This window comes from Nesterenkonia sandarakina (assembly GCF_003003175.1).
Classification (GTDB): Bacteria; Actinomycetota; Actinomycetes; order Actinomycetales; family Micrococcaceae; genus Nesterenkonia; species Nesterenkonia sandarakina_A.
Genome location: NZ_PVTY01000005.1, coordinates 189,820 through 205,504, shown reverse-complemented (window position 1 = coordinate 205,504; position 15,685 = coordinate 189,820). Strand labels below are relative to the sequence as shown.

The 15,685-nt window shown below is 68.1% G+C and carries 15 protein-coding genes; 7 read left to right on the top strand and 8 right to left on the bottom strand.

Features of this window, described 5'->3' with window-relative positions; all coding sequences use genetic code 11:
• Window positions 1-6 precede the first annotated feature (6 nt).
• From BCL67_RS05900 to BCL67_RS05875, 6 genes are all read left to right on the top strand, one after another.
• A complete protein-coding gene (locus BCL67_RS05900) occupies window positions 7-888 on the top strand; it encodes a methionine ABC transporter ATP-binding protein (protein WP_106122521.1) in 882 nt (293 codons plus the stop codon).
• Window positions 888-1,556, top strand: coding sequence for a methionine ABC transporter permease (locus BCL67_RS05895; RefSeq protein WP_106122520.1), 669 nt, complete (start codon window positions 888-890; stop codon window positions 1,554-1,556). Before BCL67_RS05900 ends, BCL67_RS05895 begins: the two co-directional genes overlap by 1 nt.
• 149 nt (window positions 1,557-1,705) lie before the next feature.
• On the top strand, window positions 1,706-2,578 hold the full coding sequence (locus BCL67_RS05890) for a MetQ/NlpA family ABC transporter substrate-binding protein (RefSeq protein WP_106122519.1): 873 nt from the start codon (window positions 1,706-1,708) through the stop codon (window positions 2,576-2,578).
• A complete protein-coding gene (locus BCL67_RS05885; protein ID WP_106122518.1) occupies window positions 2,575-3,477 on the top strand; it encodes a MetQ/NlpA family ABC transporter substrate-binding protein in 903 nt (300 codons plus the stop codon). The genes BCL67_RS05890 and BCL67_RS05885 overlap by 4 nt, the downstream gene beginning before the upstream one ends.
• Window positions 3,474-4,694, top strand: a complete 1,221-nt coding sequence (locus tag BCL67_RS05880; protein WP_258174788.1) for an acyl-CoA dehydrogenase family protein — start codon at window positions 3,474-3,476, stop codon at window positions 4,692-4,694. Before BCL67_RS05885 ends, BCL67_RS05880 begins: the two co-directional genes overlap by 4 nt.
• A complete protein-coding gene (locus BCL67_RS05875) occupies window positions 4,691-6,106 on the top strand; it encodes an LLM class flavin-dependent oxidoreductase (RefSeq protein WP_258174787.1) in 1,416 nt (471 codons plus the stop codon). The genes BCL67_RS05880 and BCL67_RS05875 overlap by 4 nt, the downstream gene beginning before the upstream one ends.
• On the opposite strand, the gene BCL67_RS05870 is transcribed toward BCL67_RS05875, so the two are convergent.
• From BCL67_RS05870 to BCL67_RS05840, 7 genes are all read right to left on the bottom strand, one after another.
• Window positions 6,040-7,008 carry a hypothetical protein gene (locus BCL67_RS05870; protein ID WP_106122516.1) on the bottom strand — a complete coding sequence of 323 codons (969 nt, stop codon included), beginning with the start codon at window positions 7,006-7,008 and terminating at the stop codon, window positions 6,040-6,042. The genes BCL67_RS05875 and BCL67_RS05870 overlap by 67 nt on opposite strands.
• A 129-nt stretch (window positions 7,009-7,137) precedes the next feature.
• Complete coding sequence (locus tag BCL67_RS05865; RefSeq protein WP_106122515.1) at window positions 7,138-7,626, bottom strand: hypothetical protein; 489 nt, start codon at window positions 7,624-7,626, stop codon at window positions 7,138-7,140.
• Between the two features lie 163 nt (window positions 7,627-7,789).
• A complete protein-coding gene (gene panD, locus BCL67_RS05860) occupies window positions 7,790-8,212 on the bottom strand; it encodes an aspartate 1-decarboxylase (RefSeq protein WP_106122514.1) in 423 nt (140 codons plus the stop codon).
• A gap of 136 nt (window positions 8,213-8,348) precedes the next feature.
• The gene (locus tag BCL67_RS05855; RefSeq protein WP_106122513.1) at window positions 8,349-10,886 is read right to left on the bottom strand and encodes an HAD-IC family P-type ATPase; all 2,538 of its coding nucleotides are present in this window, start codon (window positions 10,884-10,886) and stop codon (window positions 8,349-8,351) included.
• A 23-nt stretch (window positions 10,887-10,909) separates the two neighbouring features.
• Entirely contained in the window at window positions 10,910-11,980 is a 1,071-nt protein-coding gene (locus BCL67_RS05850) for a hypothetical protein (protein ID WP_106122512.1), read from the bottom strand.
• Between the two features lie 98 nt (window positions 11,981-12,078).
• On the bottom strand, window positions 12,079-13,041 hold the full coding sequence (locus BCL67_RS05845) for an AEC family transporter (RefSeq protein ID WP_106122511.1): 963 nt from the start codon (window positions 13,039-13,041) through the stop codon (window positions 12,079-12,081).
• Between the two features lie 89 nt (window positions 13,042-13,130).
• Window positions 13,131-13,598: an SseB family protein gene (locus BCL67_RS05840; RefSeq protein ID WP_106122510.1), complete on the bottom strand. Its 468-nt coding sequence runs from the start codon at window positions 13,596-13,598 to the stop codon at window positions 13,131-13,133.
• An 89-nt stretch (window positions 13,599-13,687) separates the two neighbouring features.
• Between BCL67_RS05840 and dcd the strand changes: the two genes are divergently transcribed.
• A complete protein-coding gene (gene dcd, locus BCL67_RS05835) occupies window positions 13,688-14,266 on the top strand; it encodes a dCTP deaminase (protein ID WP_106122509.1) in 579 nt (192 codons plus the stop codon).
• Window positions 14,267-14,303: 37 nt separating this feature from the next.
• Here dcd and BCL67_RS05830 read toward each other — a convergent pair whose 3' ends face one another.
• The gene (locus BCL67_RS05830) at window positions 14,304-15,677 is read right to left on the bottom strand and encodes an MFS transporter (protein ID WP_219886414.1); all 1,374 of its coding nucleotides are present in this window, start codon (window positions 15,675-15,677) and stop codon (window positions 14,304-14,306) included.
• Between the last annotated feature and the right edge of the window lie 8 nt (window positions 15,678-15,685).

Below are 15,685 nucleotides of genomic sequence, written 5' to 3'. Positions count from 1 at the left end.
TGCCCCATGATTTCGCTTACCCATGTCTCGACGACCTTCGCCGCCCGCGGCAGGGAGCCGCTGACCGCAGTCGATGATGTCAGCCTTGAGGTGCCGCGAGGCAGCATCCAGGGCATCATCGGGTTCTCCGGCGCCGGCAAGTCCACGCTGCTGCGCAACATCAACCTCTTGGAACGTCCCACAGCAGGCACCGTGAGCGTCGCCGGTACCGAGCTGACCAGTCTGGATGACGCGGCCCTGCGTCAGGCTCGGCACCAGATCGGCATGATCTTCCAGGGTTTCAACCTGGTCAACAACCTCACCGTCGCCCAGAACGTCGAGCTTTCACTGAAGTTCGCCGGGGTCAAGGACCGGCGGGAACGCCTCCGTCGGGCCGCCGAGGCGCTGGAGATCGTGGACATCACCGATAAGACCTCGGTCTATCCGGCCCAGCTCTCGGGCGGCCAGAAGCAGCGGGTGGCGATCGCCCGGGCGTTGGCCACCAAGCCCGAGGTGCTGCTCTGCGATGAGCCGACCTCCGCGCTGGATCCCTTCACCACGGCCACGGTGCTGCAGTACCTCGCGGACGTGAACCGCGAATTCGGCATCACCGTGGTGATCGTGACCCACGAGATGGAAGTCATCAAGGCCCTCGCCGACAACGTCGCGGTGATGGAGGACGGACGCGTGGTGGAGGAGTTCCCCGCCTCGGAGCTTCGCCGGGAAGGCTTCAACCCGCGCACCTCGATCGGGAAGTACCTGCTCAGCGACGGGATCCGGCTGGACCGCAGCGGGGAGAGGCCCCACGAGTCCACGTCTGCTCCGCAGGACCCGGACGCCGCGCAGCCGGGTGGCACGCACCGGTCCCAGCACACCGCGCTCGCCGGTTCGGCAGGGGGTGTGCGCTGATGAACCTCGTCATCGAACGACTCCCCGAGATCAACCAGGCCATGCTGGAGACCTTCGCGATGATCGCGGTCGCCATCCCGGTGGCGGTCCTGCTCGGCACCCCGCTGGGGATCTGGCTCTTCGTCCACGCCCCCGACGGGCTGGCGCCGCGACCGCGCTCCCACGCGATCGTCTCCGGACTGGTCAACATGATCCGGTCCTTCCCCTTCCTGATCCTGCTCATCGCCATCATCCCGTTCACCCGGTTCGTGGTGGGCACCTCGGTGGGCACCGCCGCGGTGATCGTCCCGCTCACGATCAATGCGATCCCGTATTTCGCGCGTCTCGTCGAGCAGAACATCACCCAGCTGGGCTCCGGCGCGGTCGAGGCCTCCCGGGCCATGGGAGCGACCCGCGGGCAGATCATCCGCAATGTGCTCCTGGTCGACGCCAAGCCCGGCCTGATCGGGTCCATCACCATCACGACGGTCAGCTTCATCTCCTATTCGGCGATGTCAGGGCTGGTCGGAGGCGGCGGGATCGGGGACCTGGCCATCCGCTACGGCTATTACCGGTATGAGACCCCCACCATGATCGCGGCCATCGTGCTGATGGTGCTGCTGGTCTCGCTGGTGCAGTTCACCGGCACCCGGGTCGCCCGAGCCTCAGACCGGCGCATCACCGCCTGACCAGATCCCCCGCAGGCAGGTTCTCCGCCTGTCACGCTCACCACGCTCCATCACCACACCCCGGCCCCGGCGCGCGACGTCGCGCCCTGGTCACCTCCGCACACCCTCAGGGCGCCTTGTCGCCCAGCAAGAGAAAGCAGCTCACCCTCATGAACGCTCGACGCCCCGCGATCCTCACCGGCGCAGTCCTCTCCACCGCGGCCCTTGGCCTGACCAGCTGCGGACTGGTGGAGGACGACGAGACGATCAGCATCGTCGTCACCGAGTCCGCACCCTTCCAGGAGCCCGCCGAGATCGCCGCGGAGCTGCTCGCAGAGCAGGGCTACGAACTCGACATCACCTATATGACCGACATCGTCCAGCCCAACCAGGTGGTCAACCAGGGCGAGTTCGATGCCAACTACTTCCAGCACCTCGCCTATCTGAACAACTTCAACCAGTCCAACGACACCGAGGTCGAGCCGCTGTTCTCGGTGTACTACGCCCCGGCGGGGCTCTTCTCGCTGACGTATGACTCCCTGGAGAAGCTGCCCGATGGGGCCGAGATCAACCTGCCGGTGGATCCCTCGAACAACGGCCGGGCGCTGCGGCTGCTCGCCGACGAGGGCCTGATCGAGGTCGACGAGTCGGTCTCCGTGATCGAGCTCACCCAGAACGACATCACCGACAATCCCCGAGACTTCCAGTTCGTGGAGACCGACCAGCAGTCCGCGGCGCAGGTGCTCCCCGACGTCGACGCCGGGTTCGCGTTCGTCCGGCTGATCGCCGAGGCGGACCTCGATCTCGAGGAGACCACGCTGAGCATCGAAGACGGCCGCGAAGAGGTGCGCACCCCGTTCACCTGCGTGGTCGCCGTCGGACCCGACGGGGTCACCGACGAACAGGCCCAGGCGCTGCAGGACGCCTTCCAGTCCGAAGAGGTCGAGCAGTGGTTCGAGGAGTACCAGGGCGGGGTCATCGACTTCGAGGACTTCATGACCACCGAGAACGCCGAAGAGATCTGGGCGGACTTCAGCGCATGAGCTCCTCCAGCGCCCCCACACTCTCCCGACGTCGAGTATTGAGCGGTTCACTGGGCATGGCTGCTCTGCTCGGCGTCGGGAGCCTGACCTCAGGCTGCGGCCTGGTCGATCGGATCGGAGGTGATCGCACGCTGCGCCTGGTGGTCACCGAGAATGCTCCCTTCCAGGAACCGACCCGGATCGCCCAGCGCATCCTGGAGGCCGACGGGTGGGAGTTCGACGCCACCTACGTCACCGACATCATCCAGCCGAACCACGCGGTGAACAACGGCGAATACGACGTCAACTTCTTCCAGAACATCAGCTACCTGCGTCAGTTCAACGAGGACAACGACCTAGACATCGAGCCGATCTTCTTCATGTTCGAACAGCCCTCGGGGATCTACTCGCAGCAGTACGACTCGCTCCACGAGATCCCGGACGGCGCCCAGATCGCCCTGCCGGTGGACACCGCGAACAACGGGCGCGGGATCCGCCTGCTCGCCCGCGGGGGCCTGATCGAGATCGACGAGTCCAAGCATGTCGCCGCGCTCAGCGTCCAAGACATCACGGCCAATCCCAAGGACCTGCAATTCATCGAGGTGGACCAGCAGTCGGTCGGCCAGATCTACTCGGACGTGGACGCCGTCTTCGGCTTCGCCCGGCTGCTTGCGGAGATCGATGTCCTCCCCGACGAGGTGCTGATCATGGAATCGGCCGAGGAGGCGCTGCCCTTCGCCCTGGCAGTCTGCGCTCGCCCGGGCTTCCGCGAGGAGCAGCCCGAGCGGTACGAGGCGCTGAAGGCCGCCTACCATTCCGCCGAGGTGCGCGAGTGGTACGGCGAATACCTCGACGGGCTGCTCAACCCCGCCTTTGACCGAGACATCGACGCCGCATGGGAACAGGTGAACGCCGCATGACCCGCACGATCCCCCACGAACTTCTGACCCGCATCCGGGACGGCGCGGTCACGCGGGAGCTGGAACGGATCCTGCCCTTCGAGCAGGTCAGCTGGCTCGACGACGTCGGCTTCGGCGCGCTGCGCGTGCCTGCCGCGTTCGGCGGCGAGGAGGTCAGCGTCGAGGAGCTGATCACCGAGGTGATCGCGCTCGCCGAGGCCGACTCCAACGTCGCCCACCTCTATCGCGGCCACTTCGGGTTCGTCGAGTCGCTGCGCTTCCAGCCGGCTGCTGTGCGCGAGCTCTGGTACGCCCGGGTGCTGAAGGGCAGCACGGTGGGCAACGCCTCCACCGAGAAGGGCGGCAATGCGCTGGGCAGCCTGAACACCCGGCTCGACCGCGGCGAGGACGGCGCTGCACAGCTCACCGGAGAGAAGTACTACTCCACCGGCACCATCTTCTCGACCTACACCAGGGTCTCCGCCGCCCAGGCGCTTGAAGGCGAGGGACGGCGTTTCGCGGTGGTGCCCACCGATGCCGCCGGAGTGACGCTGCTCGATGACTGGGACGGCTTCGGACAGAAGCTCACCGGCACCGGGACCACCCTGCTGGATTCGGTCGCCGTGGAGGATCTCGCGGTGCTCGGGCGCAGCCCAGGTGATCACGAGTCCGTCCACGAGGCGGCCTTCTTCCAGCTCTACCTGCTCGCCGTCCAAGCCGGGATCGCCAAGGCCGCACTGGCAGATGCCACGTCCACGCTGGCGCGCCGAACCCGCACCTTCAACACCTCCACCGCCGGGCAGGCGTTCAGCCACGATCCGTTGATCCAACAGGTGGTGGGCAGGATGTCCTCGAAGGCCTTTGTGGCGGAGGCCGCGGTGCTCCAGGCGGCCCGCACGCTGGACAAGGCGCTGGTCGCGGGCCTGCAGGCCGGCACCGGCGAGCCCGACTTTCAGGGCGGACCACCGAGGGAGGTCCACGACGCCGAGATCGCGGTGGAGAAGGCCCAGATCACCGTGCCCGACCTGGTCCTGGCGGTAACCTCCGAGCTGTTCCAGACCGTCGGTGCCTCCGCCACGCTGCGCACCAAGGCGCTTGACCGGCACTGGCGCAACGCGCAGACCATCGCCACCCACAACCCGATCGTCTTCCGCGCCCGGTCGCTCGGAGACCACGAGATCAACGGCACCCTGCCCCAGGGGCTCAATGCCATCGGCGAGGCCAAGGAGAAGCTGTGACCATCCACTTCAACGCCTTCGACATGCTGGTCCCGGTGCATCAGTCCCCGGGTCTGTGGCGCCACCCGGAATCGCGGATCGAGGAGTTCGACACGCTCGACTACTGGACCGAGCTCGCTCGGACGGTGGAGCGGGCCGGATTCTCCTCACTGTTCCTCGCCGACATCCCCGGGGTCTACGACGTCTACGGCGGCACCGCCGACTCTGCGGCACGAGGGGGAGTGCAGTTCCCGCTGCTGGACCCGCAGGTCATCGTGCCCGCCCTGGCAGCAGCCACCACGCATCTCGGCTTCGGACTGACCGCCTCGGTCACCTATGAGGCTCCCTACTCCCTGGCTCGACGGTTCGCCACGCTGGACCACCTGACCCGGGGCAGGATCGCCTGGAACATCGTCACCAGCTATCAGGACTCGGCCGCGCGCAATCTCGGTCTCTCCCAGCAGATCCCGCACGATGTCCGCTATGACCGGGCCGACGAGTACCTCGAGGTGATGTACAAGCTCTTCGAGCAGTCCTTCGAAGAGGGCGCGGTGCTGGCGGACAAGTCCACCGGAGTCTTCGTGGACCCGGAGAAGGTCCATCCGATCGAGCATCAGGGGCAGTGGTTCACCGTGCCGGGCGAGATGCTCACCCACCCAGGCCCGCAGCGCACACCGCTGCTCTTCCAGGCCGGGTCCTCCGCCCGGGGGCAGAAGTTCGCCGTGGACCACGGGGAGGCGATCTTCGTGATCAGCTCCTCCCCGGAGCGGCTGGGAACCCAGGTCTCCGACACCCGGGAGGCGCTGAGTGAAGCCGGGCGTGATCCTGAGTCGGTGCGGTTCTTCGCCATGGCCACGATCATCGTGGCCGAGACGGAGGAGCTCGCGCAGGCGCGGCTGGCCGAATACCGGGAGTACGTGGACACCGCCTCCGCACTGACCCTCTTCGGCGGGTGGACCGGGGTCGATCTGTCGAACCTGCGCGATGACGACGTGGTCGCCGATGTCCAGACGGAGGCCAATCAGTCCGCACTGGCGATGTTCACCAAGGACCCGACGAAGCGCTGGACCGTCCGCGATGTCGCCGAGTTCATCTCCATCGGCGGGCGCGGGCCGCTGGTCGTCGGAGACCCGGTCCAGGTGGTCGATGAGCTGGTCCGCTTCAAGGAGCTCTCAGGCGTGGACGGATTCAACATCTCAGCCGCGGTCCGTCCGGCAGACTTCGAACGCTTCGAGGCGTTCGTGACTCCGGAGCTGCGCAGACGAGGACTGCTGCCCGAGCGCCCCGAGACACCGGTGACCCTGCGCGAGACGCTGCTGGGGGAGGGCCCCCATCTGCGATCAGACCACCCCGCGCGGCGCGCCGCTCAGCGCGAGGCGCGCAGCAGGATCTCATCGGCGATCGCGCCGGCGACGTCCCTGGGCTCTCCGTAGGCGGGCAGATGCGCCGGGCTGATGTCGGCGTCGGGAAGGACTGAGCGGACGACGGCGCCCTCGGCGGACTCCAGGTCCGGCACCTCGAGGTCCACGGCGGCGGCGAAGAGTCCCGGCACCGCCATGACAGCCTCCACGGCGAGCTCATGCAGAGCGTCCGCCAACACAGCGGTCACGTCGATGGTCAGCCCGCCGGCGGCGATCTCGGCGGAGTCCTGCAGCTGCACCAGCTCATGCAGAGCGGGCACCTGGTCCGTGGTGAGTCCGCGCCGGCTCAGCTGCTCCTGCACCGTTGGAGTGCCCCGGTCAGGGGTGACGGGCACTGCGGTGCCGGCGAGCAGCGCGTGTCGGGTGCGCGCCTCGACGTCGGCCTGCATCAGCTGGTCCAGCGTGGAGCTGCCGTCGCCGAGGACCGCCGCGGGCAGCCGGAGCAGCGAGGCGCAGACCCGCTCCCCGACGACGAAGGCGCGGATCGTGCTGGGAGCCGCGGGCTCGGTCGGGGACGAGTCCCCGGTGAGCTCCTGCGCGGGCTCCTGCCCGTCTTCTTGATCGGTGTGTTGGCCGGTGCCTCTGCTGACCTCGGCCGGGCCGGCGGGGGTCCTCGCAGCGGCCAACGGCACCTCCTGGATCTGCAGGTGCCGGCGCAGGAGGTTCGGATCCGCGGCGATCCGGCGAGCATGGGCGCTCACCAGTGTGGTCACCGCCGCATCCATCCCCCCGACGACGACGCCGCCGAAGACGAAGACCTGGCTGTGCTCGCCCACGGCCTTCAGCGTCACCCGACGCCGGCGCAGGGCCCTGCGCAGCAGCTGGTCGTGGCGCGGAGCCTCTGGGTAGTCGTTCAGCTTTCGGGAGCCGAGGGTCTCGGCGATGAGTCGGGCGGCGAAGGTCTCAGACGGCATAGGTCTCAGGATATAGGTCGGCCGTGGGCACGGCCCCCTTCTCAGGGGACGAGACCCACGGCCGTCGCTGTTCGAAAGTGCCCGGGATCTGAGGCCCGAGGCTCAGAGCCCGCGGCTCAAGACCTGAGGTCAGCGTCCGTTGTTGCCGGACGGCTTGTTGGAGGCCCCGCCGGTGCTGCCACTGCTCGAGGATCCTCCGGTGGAGGACGAGCTGGACGACGTGTTCGAACCGTTGCCGCTGGAGGCTCCGCCGGACTTCTTCTCAGCTTCCTCGGCCTGCTTCTGGACCTTGTCGGCGGCCTGATCGACCAGCTTCTCGGCGTTGCTGCCGGCCTTCTTGACTGCGTCTTCGGCCAGCGCCGCGGCGTCGACGACCTTGTCGGTGACCGGGGAAGCGGCGTCGTTGGCCTGCTTCTTGACCGAGTCAGCCACGGTGGAGACATACTGCTTGGCGGTCTCTCCGGCCTTTGTGACGGTCTCCTGGACCTTGGGATCCTTCCAGGTCTCCGCGGCGCTCTTCTTCACGGCGTTGAGACTCCGCTCGAATTCTGCCTTGCCGCGCTTGCTGCCGATGATGTAGCCGATGGCTACGCCGGCGCCCAGTGTGAACAGTCGCATGGTCAACTCCGTTCCGTTGGTGAATGTCTCTCTCGTGTCTTACGAGTCCCTCTAGAACCTAGTCTGCTTTGCACGCCGATGTCACGGCCATGACCCCTGATGGACCCTGATTCAAGCCTGGTCACACCCCGAGTCCTCCGCCGGGCCCGACCACTCGTGTCGGTCAGCTGAGCACGGCGGTGCGCGGGTCCAGCTGGTCCACCGCGCCCGGCACCGGCTCCGCCGGGTCCTGGCCCAGGGCCACGATGCGGTTCTCGGAGTCCACGTGGACTACACGGGGCCGGTGATCGGCGAGCTCCTTCGCATCCAGCATCACGTAGGTGATCAGGATGACCAGGTCCCCGGGGTTCACCAGGTGGGCGGCCGCGCCGTTGATGCCGATCACCTGCGAGCCGCGTGGACCGGCGATGGTATAGGTCTCCAGGCGGGCCCCGTTGGTGATGTCGACCACCTGGACCTTCTCGCCCTCGACGATCCCTGCGGCGTCGAGCAGGTCGGCGTCCACCGTGATGGACCCGACGTAGTGCAGGTCCGCGTGGGTCACGGTGGCGCGGTGGATCTTGCCGCCCATGACGGTCCTCAGCATGCTCGGCTCACTCTCGATGAAGAAGGGTTGATGATCACGTGGTTCATTATCCAGCGTCCGCGGCGGACCGGAAATTCCCGGGTCCGGACCGAGCCCCCGCCCCTGCCCCGGCCCCTGCCCGGGCCCCGAACCCGGCTCACGCGGCTGATCGGCGTTCGGTCAGCGCGGTCACGGCTCGGCTGCCGACCTCGACCAGTCCGCAGCCCAGGATGCTGGCCACGAACGCGGCGGCCAGCAGCTCGGCCGAGGGCATGACGAAGAGGTGGTACTGCTGGGAGATCGGGACCAGCAGCACCGCGGCCAGCAGCAGGTACATGGTCCCGATCAGCGCCACGCGCGGGAAGGTCAGCGGACGCAGCGCCACATTGAGCACCCAGAGGCCCACCGCGGTCAGGCACAGTGTGGCCGCGGTCTGGATCGCGGCCGCGGGCTCCTGGAGGTAGCGGCCGAAGGCGCTGACCGTGATCACCGCGAGCACGATCGCGATCGCCGTCGGGATCGAGAAGAGCATCGAGCGGCGCAGGAATCCCGGTCGGTAGAGCCGCGGATTGGGCATCAGCGCCAGGAAGAACGCCGGGAAGCCGATCATCAGGAAGTCCACCGTGGAGAACTGGCGCGGAAGGAACGGGAACTCCCAGAACAGCAGCCCGTAGATCAGTCCGAGCAGGATCGCGTAGGCGGTCTTGGACAGGAACAGGTGCGCCACCCGTTCGGTGTTGGCGATGACCTTGCGTCCCTGCTCGAGCACCGAGGGCAGCCGGTCGAAGCGACCGTCGAGCAGCACCATCCGGGACACCGCCTTGGTGGCCGGGGCACCGTCGCCCATGGCGATCCCCAGATCGGCCTTCTTCATCGCCAGGGCGTCGTTGACCCCGTCGCCGGTCATCGCCACCACATGTCCGGCCGCCTTCAGCGCCTCGACCATGGTGCGCTTCTGCTCGGGCGAGACCCGGCCGAACACCGAGTGGTGCTCCAGGACCTCGCGCAGCTCCGCCGGGTCCTCGGGCAGCGCCGAGGCGTCCATGGCGTCGCCCTCGATGACCATGCCCACCTCGCGCGCCACCGCCGCCGCCGTCTTGGGGGAGTCCCCGGAGATCACCTTCAGCGCGATGTTCTGCTCGCGGAAATACTCCAGCGTGGCGTGGACCTCGGGGCGGACGTTCTCCTTGAAGGCCAGCAGGGCCACGGGGACCATGCCGGATGGCAGCCGCTGCCCGCGTCCGAGCGGGCCGGTGCCGCCGGCGAGGAGCGGACCGTCCAGGGGCGCATGGGTGAGCAGCATCGTTCGCAGCCCGCGGCTGGAGAGCTCATCGGTGCGGCGCAGCAGCTGCTCCGTGTGCACCTGCGGATCGGTGGAGTCCCCGCGGAGGATCTCCGGGGCTCCCAGCACCCAGTGACCGGCCAGGCCGCCGGCGTCCTCGGCGAAGCTCACGGTGGAGAAGCGCCGGGCGGAGGAGAACTGGACCTGGCTGGCCACGCGATGCCGGGGCAGGGCGGTGTAGGGCGCGCGCAGTGCGGCCGCGGTGGCGTTGGCGCGCTCGTCGGCGCCGAAGAAGGCGAGCACCTGCTCCCACTCCTCGGTGCCCTCCAGCGCGGTGGACTCCGGGTGGCGGCGCCGCGTGGAGTCGAAGCCCTGCGGGTCCAGCGCTGTGGCGCGGTGGAAGGCGATGGTGCCGTCGGTCAGCGTGCCGGTCTTGTCCAGGCAGACCACGTCCACCCGGGCCAGGATCTCCACGGCCGGCTGCTCCTGGAGCAGCACGTTCTCCTTGGAGAGCTTCACGGCGGCGACGGCGAACGCGATGGTGGTCATCAGGGCCAGCCCCTGCGGGATCATCGCGGTCACCGAGGACACCGAGGTGACCAGCGCGTCCCGCCACTGCCCCGACTCCCAGGCGGCGTTCCAGCCGCCGAAGGCCTGCATCTGCCCGTTGAGCACCACCGCCACGATCGGCACCAGCACCAGCGAGAGCCACAGGGCGATCTTCTCCATCGCCCGACGCAGCTCGGAGTTGATCTTCTGATACTGCTTGGCCTCGGTGGCCAGCCGCACTGCGTGTGCCCGTTCCCCGACGGCGGTCACGCGGAACCTGCCGGAGCCGGCGACCACGGCGGTCCCGGAGAGGAGCCGGTCATCGCGGCGCTTGGCCACGGCATCGGACTCCCCGGTGAGCATGGATTCGTCCACGTCGAGGCCCTCGGAGCGCAGCACCTCGCCGTCGGCAGGGATCTCATCGCCGCGGCGCAGCTCGACCACATCGTCCAGCACGATCTGCTCCCGGTGGATCTGCAGGAGCATCCCGTCGCGCAGCACCCGCACCTCGTCCTGGTGCAGCAGCGCGATCGCGTCGAGCTTGCGCTTGGCGCTGTACTCCTGGAAGAGCCCGATGATGACATTGGCGACGGCGGCGACGGCGAAGAGCAGGTCCAGCCAGCGTCCCAGCAGGATGATCGCCAGCGCGCAGATCCCGATGATGAGGTTGAACAGCGTCATCAGGTGGGTGCGCAGGATGTCGGTGATCGAGCGGGAGGTGGTGCGCGGCTGGACATTGGCCAGCCCCAGCCGGTTGCGCTCCAGGACCTGGACCGAGCTGAGCCCGACGGCTTCAAGCGCCTTGGGGTCGACGGCAGACCGAGTCTCCGCGGTGTCGCGGATCGCAGTCTTCTGGGCAGCCACAGGGCCAGAGTCTACAGAACGGGTCAGTCGGATCCGGAGACCGCAATGATCAGCTCTTCGCCGCTGGCGCCGACCTCGATGTCCAGGTCGAAGTCCACCAGGTGGCTCTCTTCGAGGCTGGCGCCGTCGTGGAAGTGCCGGGAGTCGAAGGCGATCGTGGCCTGCAGAGCGGTGTCGGCGATCTCCCAGCCGTCCTCGTCGAAGCCGAGCGTGAGCTCCTGCGGGTCGGGCATCTGCCAGTTGATCGATTCGGTGGCGACCTGGTTGGGGGTGTTGATCCCCATCGGACATCCCGCGGGCATCAGCACCTGCTGCTCGGCGCAGGAGTCCAGATACGCCTGGACCTCTTCGTGAAGCACGTCCTGGGCGGCGTCGGAGGCCTCGAGCTCCAGCGTGATCTGGTGCGCCTGGGCGTCGTCGTCCTCGCCGACGTCCTGGACCACCACATAGCGGGAGGCGCCGACCAGCCATTGGCTGTCCACCGCGATCTCCACCACGGCCGGGACGTAGGTGCGCAGCGTCGCGGAGTCGTCTTGGAGGTTCACCGGCTCTCCGTTGACGCTGATCTGAGCGATCCCACCGGCTGCCGCGCCGGGCACGTCGATCTCCAGCTGGCTCATCGACGCCGCGGTGAGCTCCCAGTCCGGGAAGAAGGCCAGCGTGTTCTCGTGGGATTCCATGGGCAGCTGGGTCTGGAAGCTCTCGTCCTCGACGTCGAACTGCATCACCGCGCCGCCCCGCCGCTCGGGGTCCTCCCCGAACCGCAGGTTCTCCACGCCCTCGGTGCTGCGCGCCAGCGGCTCACCGTCGAGCAGCAGGCTGTCCACCGGGTCGCCCTCGGCGGCCTCCAGCGAGGCGGGGTCGAAGAACCCCAGCGTCTCGGAGCCGCTGCCCTGGCTGATCGTCTCCCAGTACTCCTGTGCGGTGTGCCGGGGAGTGTAGATCTCGTCGCTGACCTGCCAGATCGCGACGCCGCCGGCGGCGATCCCCATGACCAGCGCGGCCGCCCACGCCACCAGCAGCCCGCGGCGGCGATCAGGGCGCCCGGACGCCTCCGGTGGGGGCGGCGGAGCGGAGTGATGGGCCTGCGACATAGGGTTCAGGGTAGCAATGACCGGCCCGCGTCCCGGGAGGATCGACCCGGCCGCAGATCAGCCCAGATCAGCCCGGCGACTCAGACCAGCCCGGCCTCTCAGCCCAGCAGCACCGCGGCGAGCACCACCGTCGGGATCGCCAAGATGGTGGTCAGCAGCACGGTGTCGCGGGCGATCACCTCACCGGCCTGATAGCGCACGGCTGTGACCAGCACGTTCTGTGCGGTGGGCAGGGCCGCCATGACCACGGCGACCAGCACCTGATGGTCCTCGAGCCCGAAGATGACGCCGGCCAGCAGCCAGGCCAGCAGCGGATGCAGGATCAGCTTGAGCCCGGCAGCGAGGAACGCGTCACGCCGCCGCCCGGCGGCCTTGTCCAGCGGTCGGCTGCCGACCAGCGAGAGCCCGAAGGCCAGCAGCATCAGCGGGATCGAGGCGCCGGCGAGGAGCTCGATGGCCTCCTGCACCGGAGTGGGGAAGCTGAGCCCCTGCCAGGAGAAGAGCAGACCCAGCGAGGCGCCGATGATCATCGGGTTCACCGCGGACTGCCCGATGCTGCGCAGGGCCGAGATCCGCGGCCGGGGCCGCACCTTCGTCGTCGTGCCCTGGTTGCGGGTGAGCAGATCCAGTGCGGTGACGTAGATCGGGGTGTAGATCGCCAGCTGGAACATGATGATCGGCGCGGCCAGCGCGACGTCGCCCAGGACGTAGGCCGCGATCGGGAAGCCGAGGTTCGCGCCGTTGACCAGCGAGGCGCTCATGCCGCCGATCATCAGGTCGGATCCGGCCCGGCCCTTCAACAGAAGGAATCGGCCGATCAGGATGAACACCACCAGGGTGCTCAGCGCGCCGAGTGCCGCGATCACGAACTGCGGACCCAGCACCTGACGCAACGAGGACTCGGAGATGGTGACGAAGAGCAGGCAGGGTGAGGCCACGAAGAACGCCACGCGGCTCATGGTCACGCGCGCATCCGGGCCCAGGACCCCGAACCTGCCGATGATCCAGCCGACGCCGATGATCAGCCAGATGATGGTGAAGCCGGAGAGGACGGCACCCATGACATTCCTCCCGGCTCGAGCAGCAGATTCAGCTCATCACTCTAGCCCCGGTCGGGGCGGAGCGAGCCAGCCGCTCAGCGGAGCTCAGCTCATTGCTGGGCTTCGGCCTCCTCGGCGGGGCTGATGAAGTCGGTGCGGATCCGCTCCACACCCTCGGCCGAGATCTGGAAGCCGTGCTCCTGGCCTGCGTCGATCATGATGCCGGCGCCGGTGATGGACTGCACGATGGCGACCCCGGGGGCCTCCACGGCGTGCGGAGCGTGCTCCTTGTAGTCATCGGGGATGTTCCCGCTGGTGCTGAACAGCGCGATCAGCGGGTTGCCCTCGTTGTCCTGCAGGGTCAGCGGGTTCACCGACCCGGTCTCGTCGTTGACCTCCTCAGGGCTGAGGAAGTAGACGCTGCTGGTCAGGAAGGTCCGGATGATCTCTCCGGCCTGCGCGTTGCCGTCCTTGCCCTGGATCAGGACCTGCTCGAGCGTGGCGGCGGTCCCGGCCTGCTCGGCGGCTGCATCGGTGGCGGGGGTCTGCTCTGGCTGGGTGTTGGGAGTCTCAGTCATGCCTCTACGCGATCACGGACGCGCACAGAATGCAATGCGAGCGGGCCCATCTCGCCCCGAGCAGAGGCGGGCTGGGGTATTTTGGGCGGGTGCTGCTATCTGATCGAGACATCCGAGCCGAGATCGACGCCGAGCGGATCAAGCTGGACCCGCTGGACACCTCGATGATCCAACCCTCAAGCGTCGACGTGCGACTGGAACGGATGTTCCGGCTCTTCGACAACCATAAGTACGCCCACATCGACCCCGCCGCGGACCAGCCGGAGCTGACCCGACTGGTGGAGGTGGACCCGGAGGAGCCCTTCATCCTCCATCCTGGGGAGTTCGTGCTCGGCGCCACCTACGAGTCGGTCACCCTGCCCGACGACGTCGCGGCGCGCCTGGAGGGGAAAAGTTCGCTGGGCCGGCTGGGGCTGCTCACCCACTCCACCGCAGGGTTCATCGACCCGGGGTTCTCGGGACAGGTGACCCTGGAGCTCTCCAACATGGCCACGCTGCCGATCAAGCTGTGGCCCGGCTCGAAGATCGGTCAGCTCTGCTTCTTCCGGCTCACCTCGCCCGCCGAGTACAGCTACGGCGCCGGGGCGCACCAGTCCCGCTACCAGGGTCAGCGCGGGCCCACGGCCTCGCGCAGCCACGTGAACTTCCACCGCACCATCATCAGGTAGGCCGATCCGGCGTTCCCCGTTGACTCACCCCCTGAGGTCAGCCCCGCGCGGGCACCCGGTGCTCGCGCATCTTCGCCGGTCCGGTGGGGTTGTGCACCAGCGTCAGGGTGGCCAGCCCGAGGCTCAGGATCACCACTACCCCCAGGATGATCGCCTTGTCGCTGCCGCCGGCGCTGAAGAGCAGCAGCGCGATCAGCCCGGGGGTCAGGAAGGACACGCTGCGTCCGGCCGTGGCGTAGAGCCCGAAGAGCTCCCCGGCGCGGCTCGGCGGCGCCAGCCGAGCCAGGAACGCCCGCGAGGAGGACTGCGCCGGCCCTACGAACACGCAGAGCATCAGGCCGAAGACCCAGAACGCGCCGGTCGGGGTGATCACGAAGGCCCCGAAGCTGCGCTCCACGTCGAGGAAGTACAGGATCCCGGCGGTCAGGATCAGGGCGGTCACACAGGTCGCGATCACCCGTCGCGGACCGACCCGGTCATCGAACCAGCCCCCGATGAACGCTCCCAGGGCCGCGGCCACGTTGCCGGCGATGCCGAAGAGCAGGATGTCTGAGGTGCTGAACCCGAACACCGTCACGCCGAGGATCGCGCCGTAGGTGAACACCGCGGAGAGTCCGTCGCGGTAGATCGCCGAGGAGACCAGGAACCAGAAGGTGTTCCGGTCCTCGCGCCAGAGCCCGATGATCAGTCCGATGAGCCGGCGGTAGGACTCCAGGATGCTGACCCGTTCCTGGACCACGTCCTGGTCCGCGGTCTTCAGCGGGGTCAGCAGCAGCGGCAGCGAGAAGATCAGGAACCAGGCGGCGGCGACCAGCGCCACGGCCCGGACGTTGACCATCTCGTCCTCGCCGAGCCCGAACAGGTGCGGCGGCTCACCGGCGACCAGGCCGAAGTAGACGATGGCAAGGATCACGATGCCGCCCAGGTAGCCGGAGCCCCAGCCGATGCCCGAGACCCGGCCCATCCGTGGGGAGTCCGCGATGTCGGTGATCATCGAGTTGTAGTTCAGGTTCGCGAACTCGTCGAAGAGCGTCATCGTGGCCATCAGGGTCACGCCCAGGACCAGATAGGCCTGGTCCGGCTTCACGAAGAAGCATGCGGCGACCAGCGCGATGACGATCAGGGTGTTCACGGCGAGCCAGCGTCGTCGTCGGCCGCCGTTGTCCGCGCGCTGCCCGATCACCGGGGCGGTGAGCGCGATGATCAGCCCGGCGATGGTGTTCGCAGTGGTCAGGTACTGCGTGCCCTGACCTCCCGGCCCGACGGCGTCCGCGATGTAGGTGCCGAAGACGAAGGTCACCATCACCGCGCTCACCGTGGCATTGCCCCAGCTCCACAGGCTCCAGACCGCGATGAGTCGCTTCTTCAGCGGGGCGAGGGCGGCGGCCGCGGTGGGCTGGATGCTGCGCATTTGGGCAT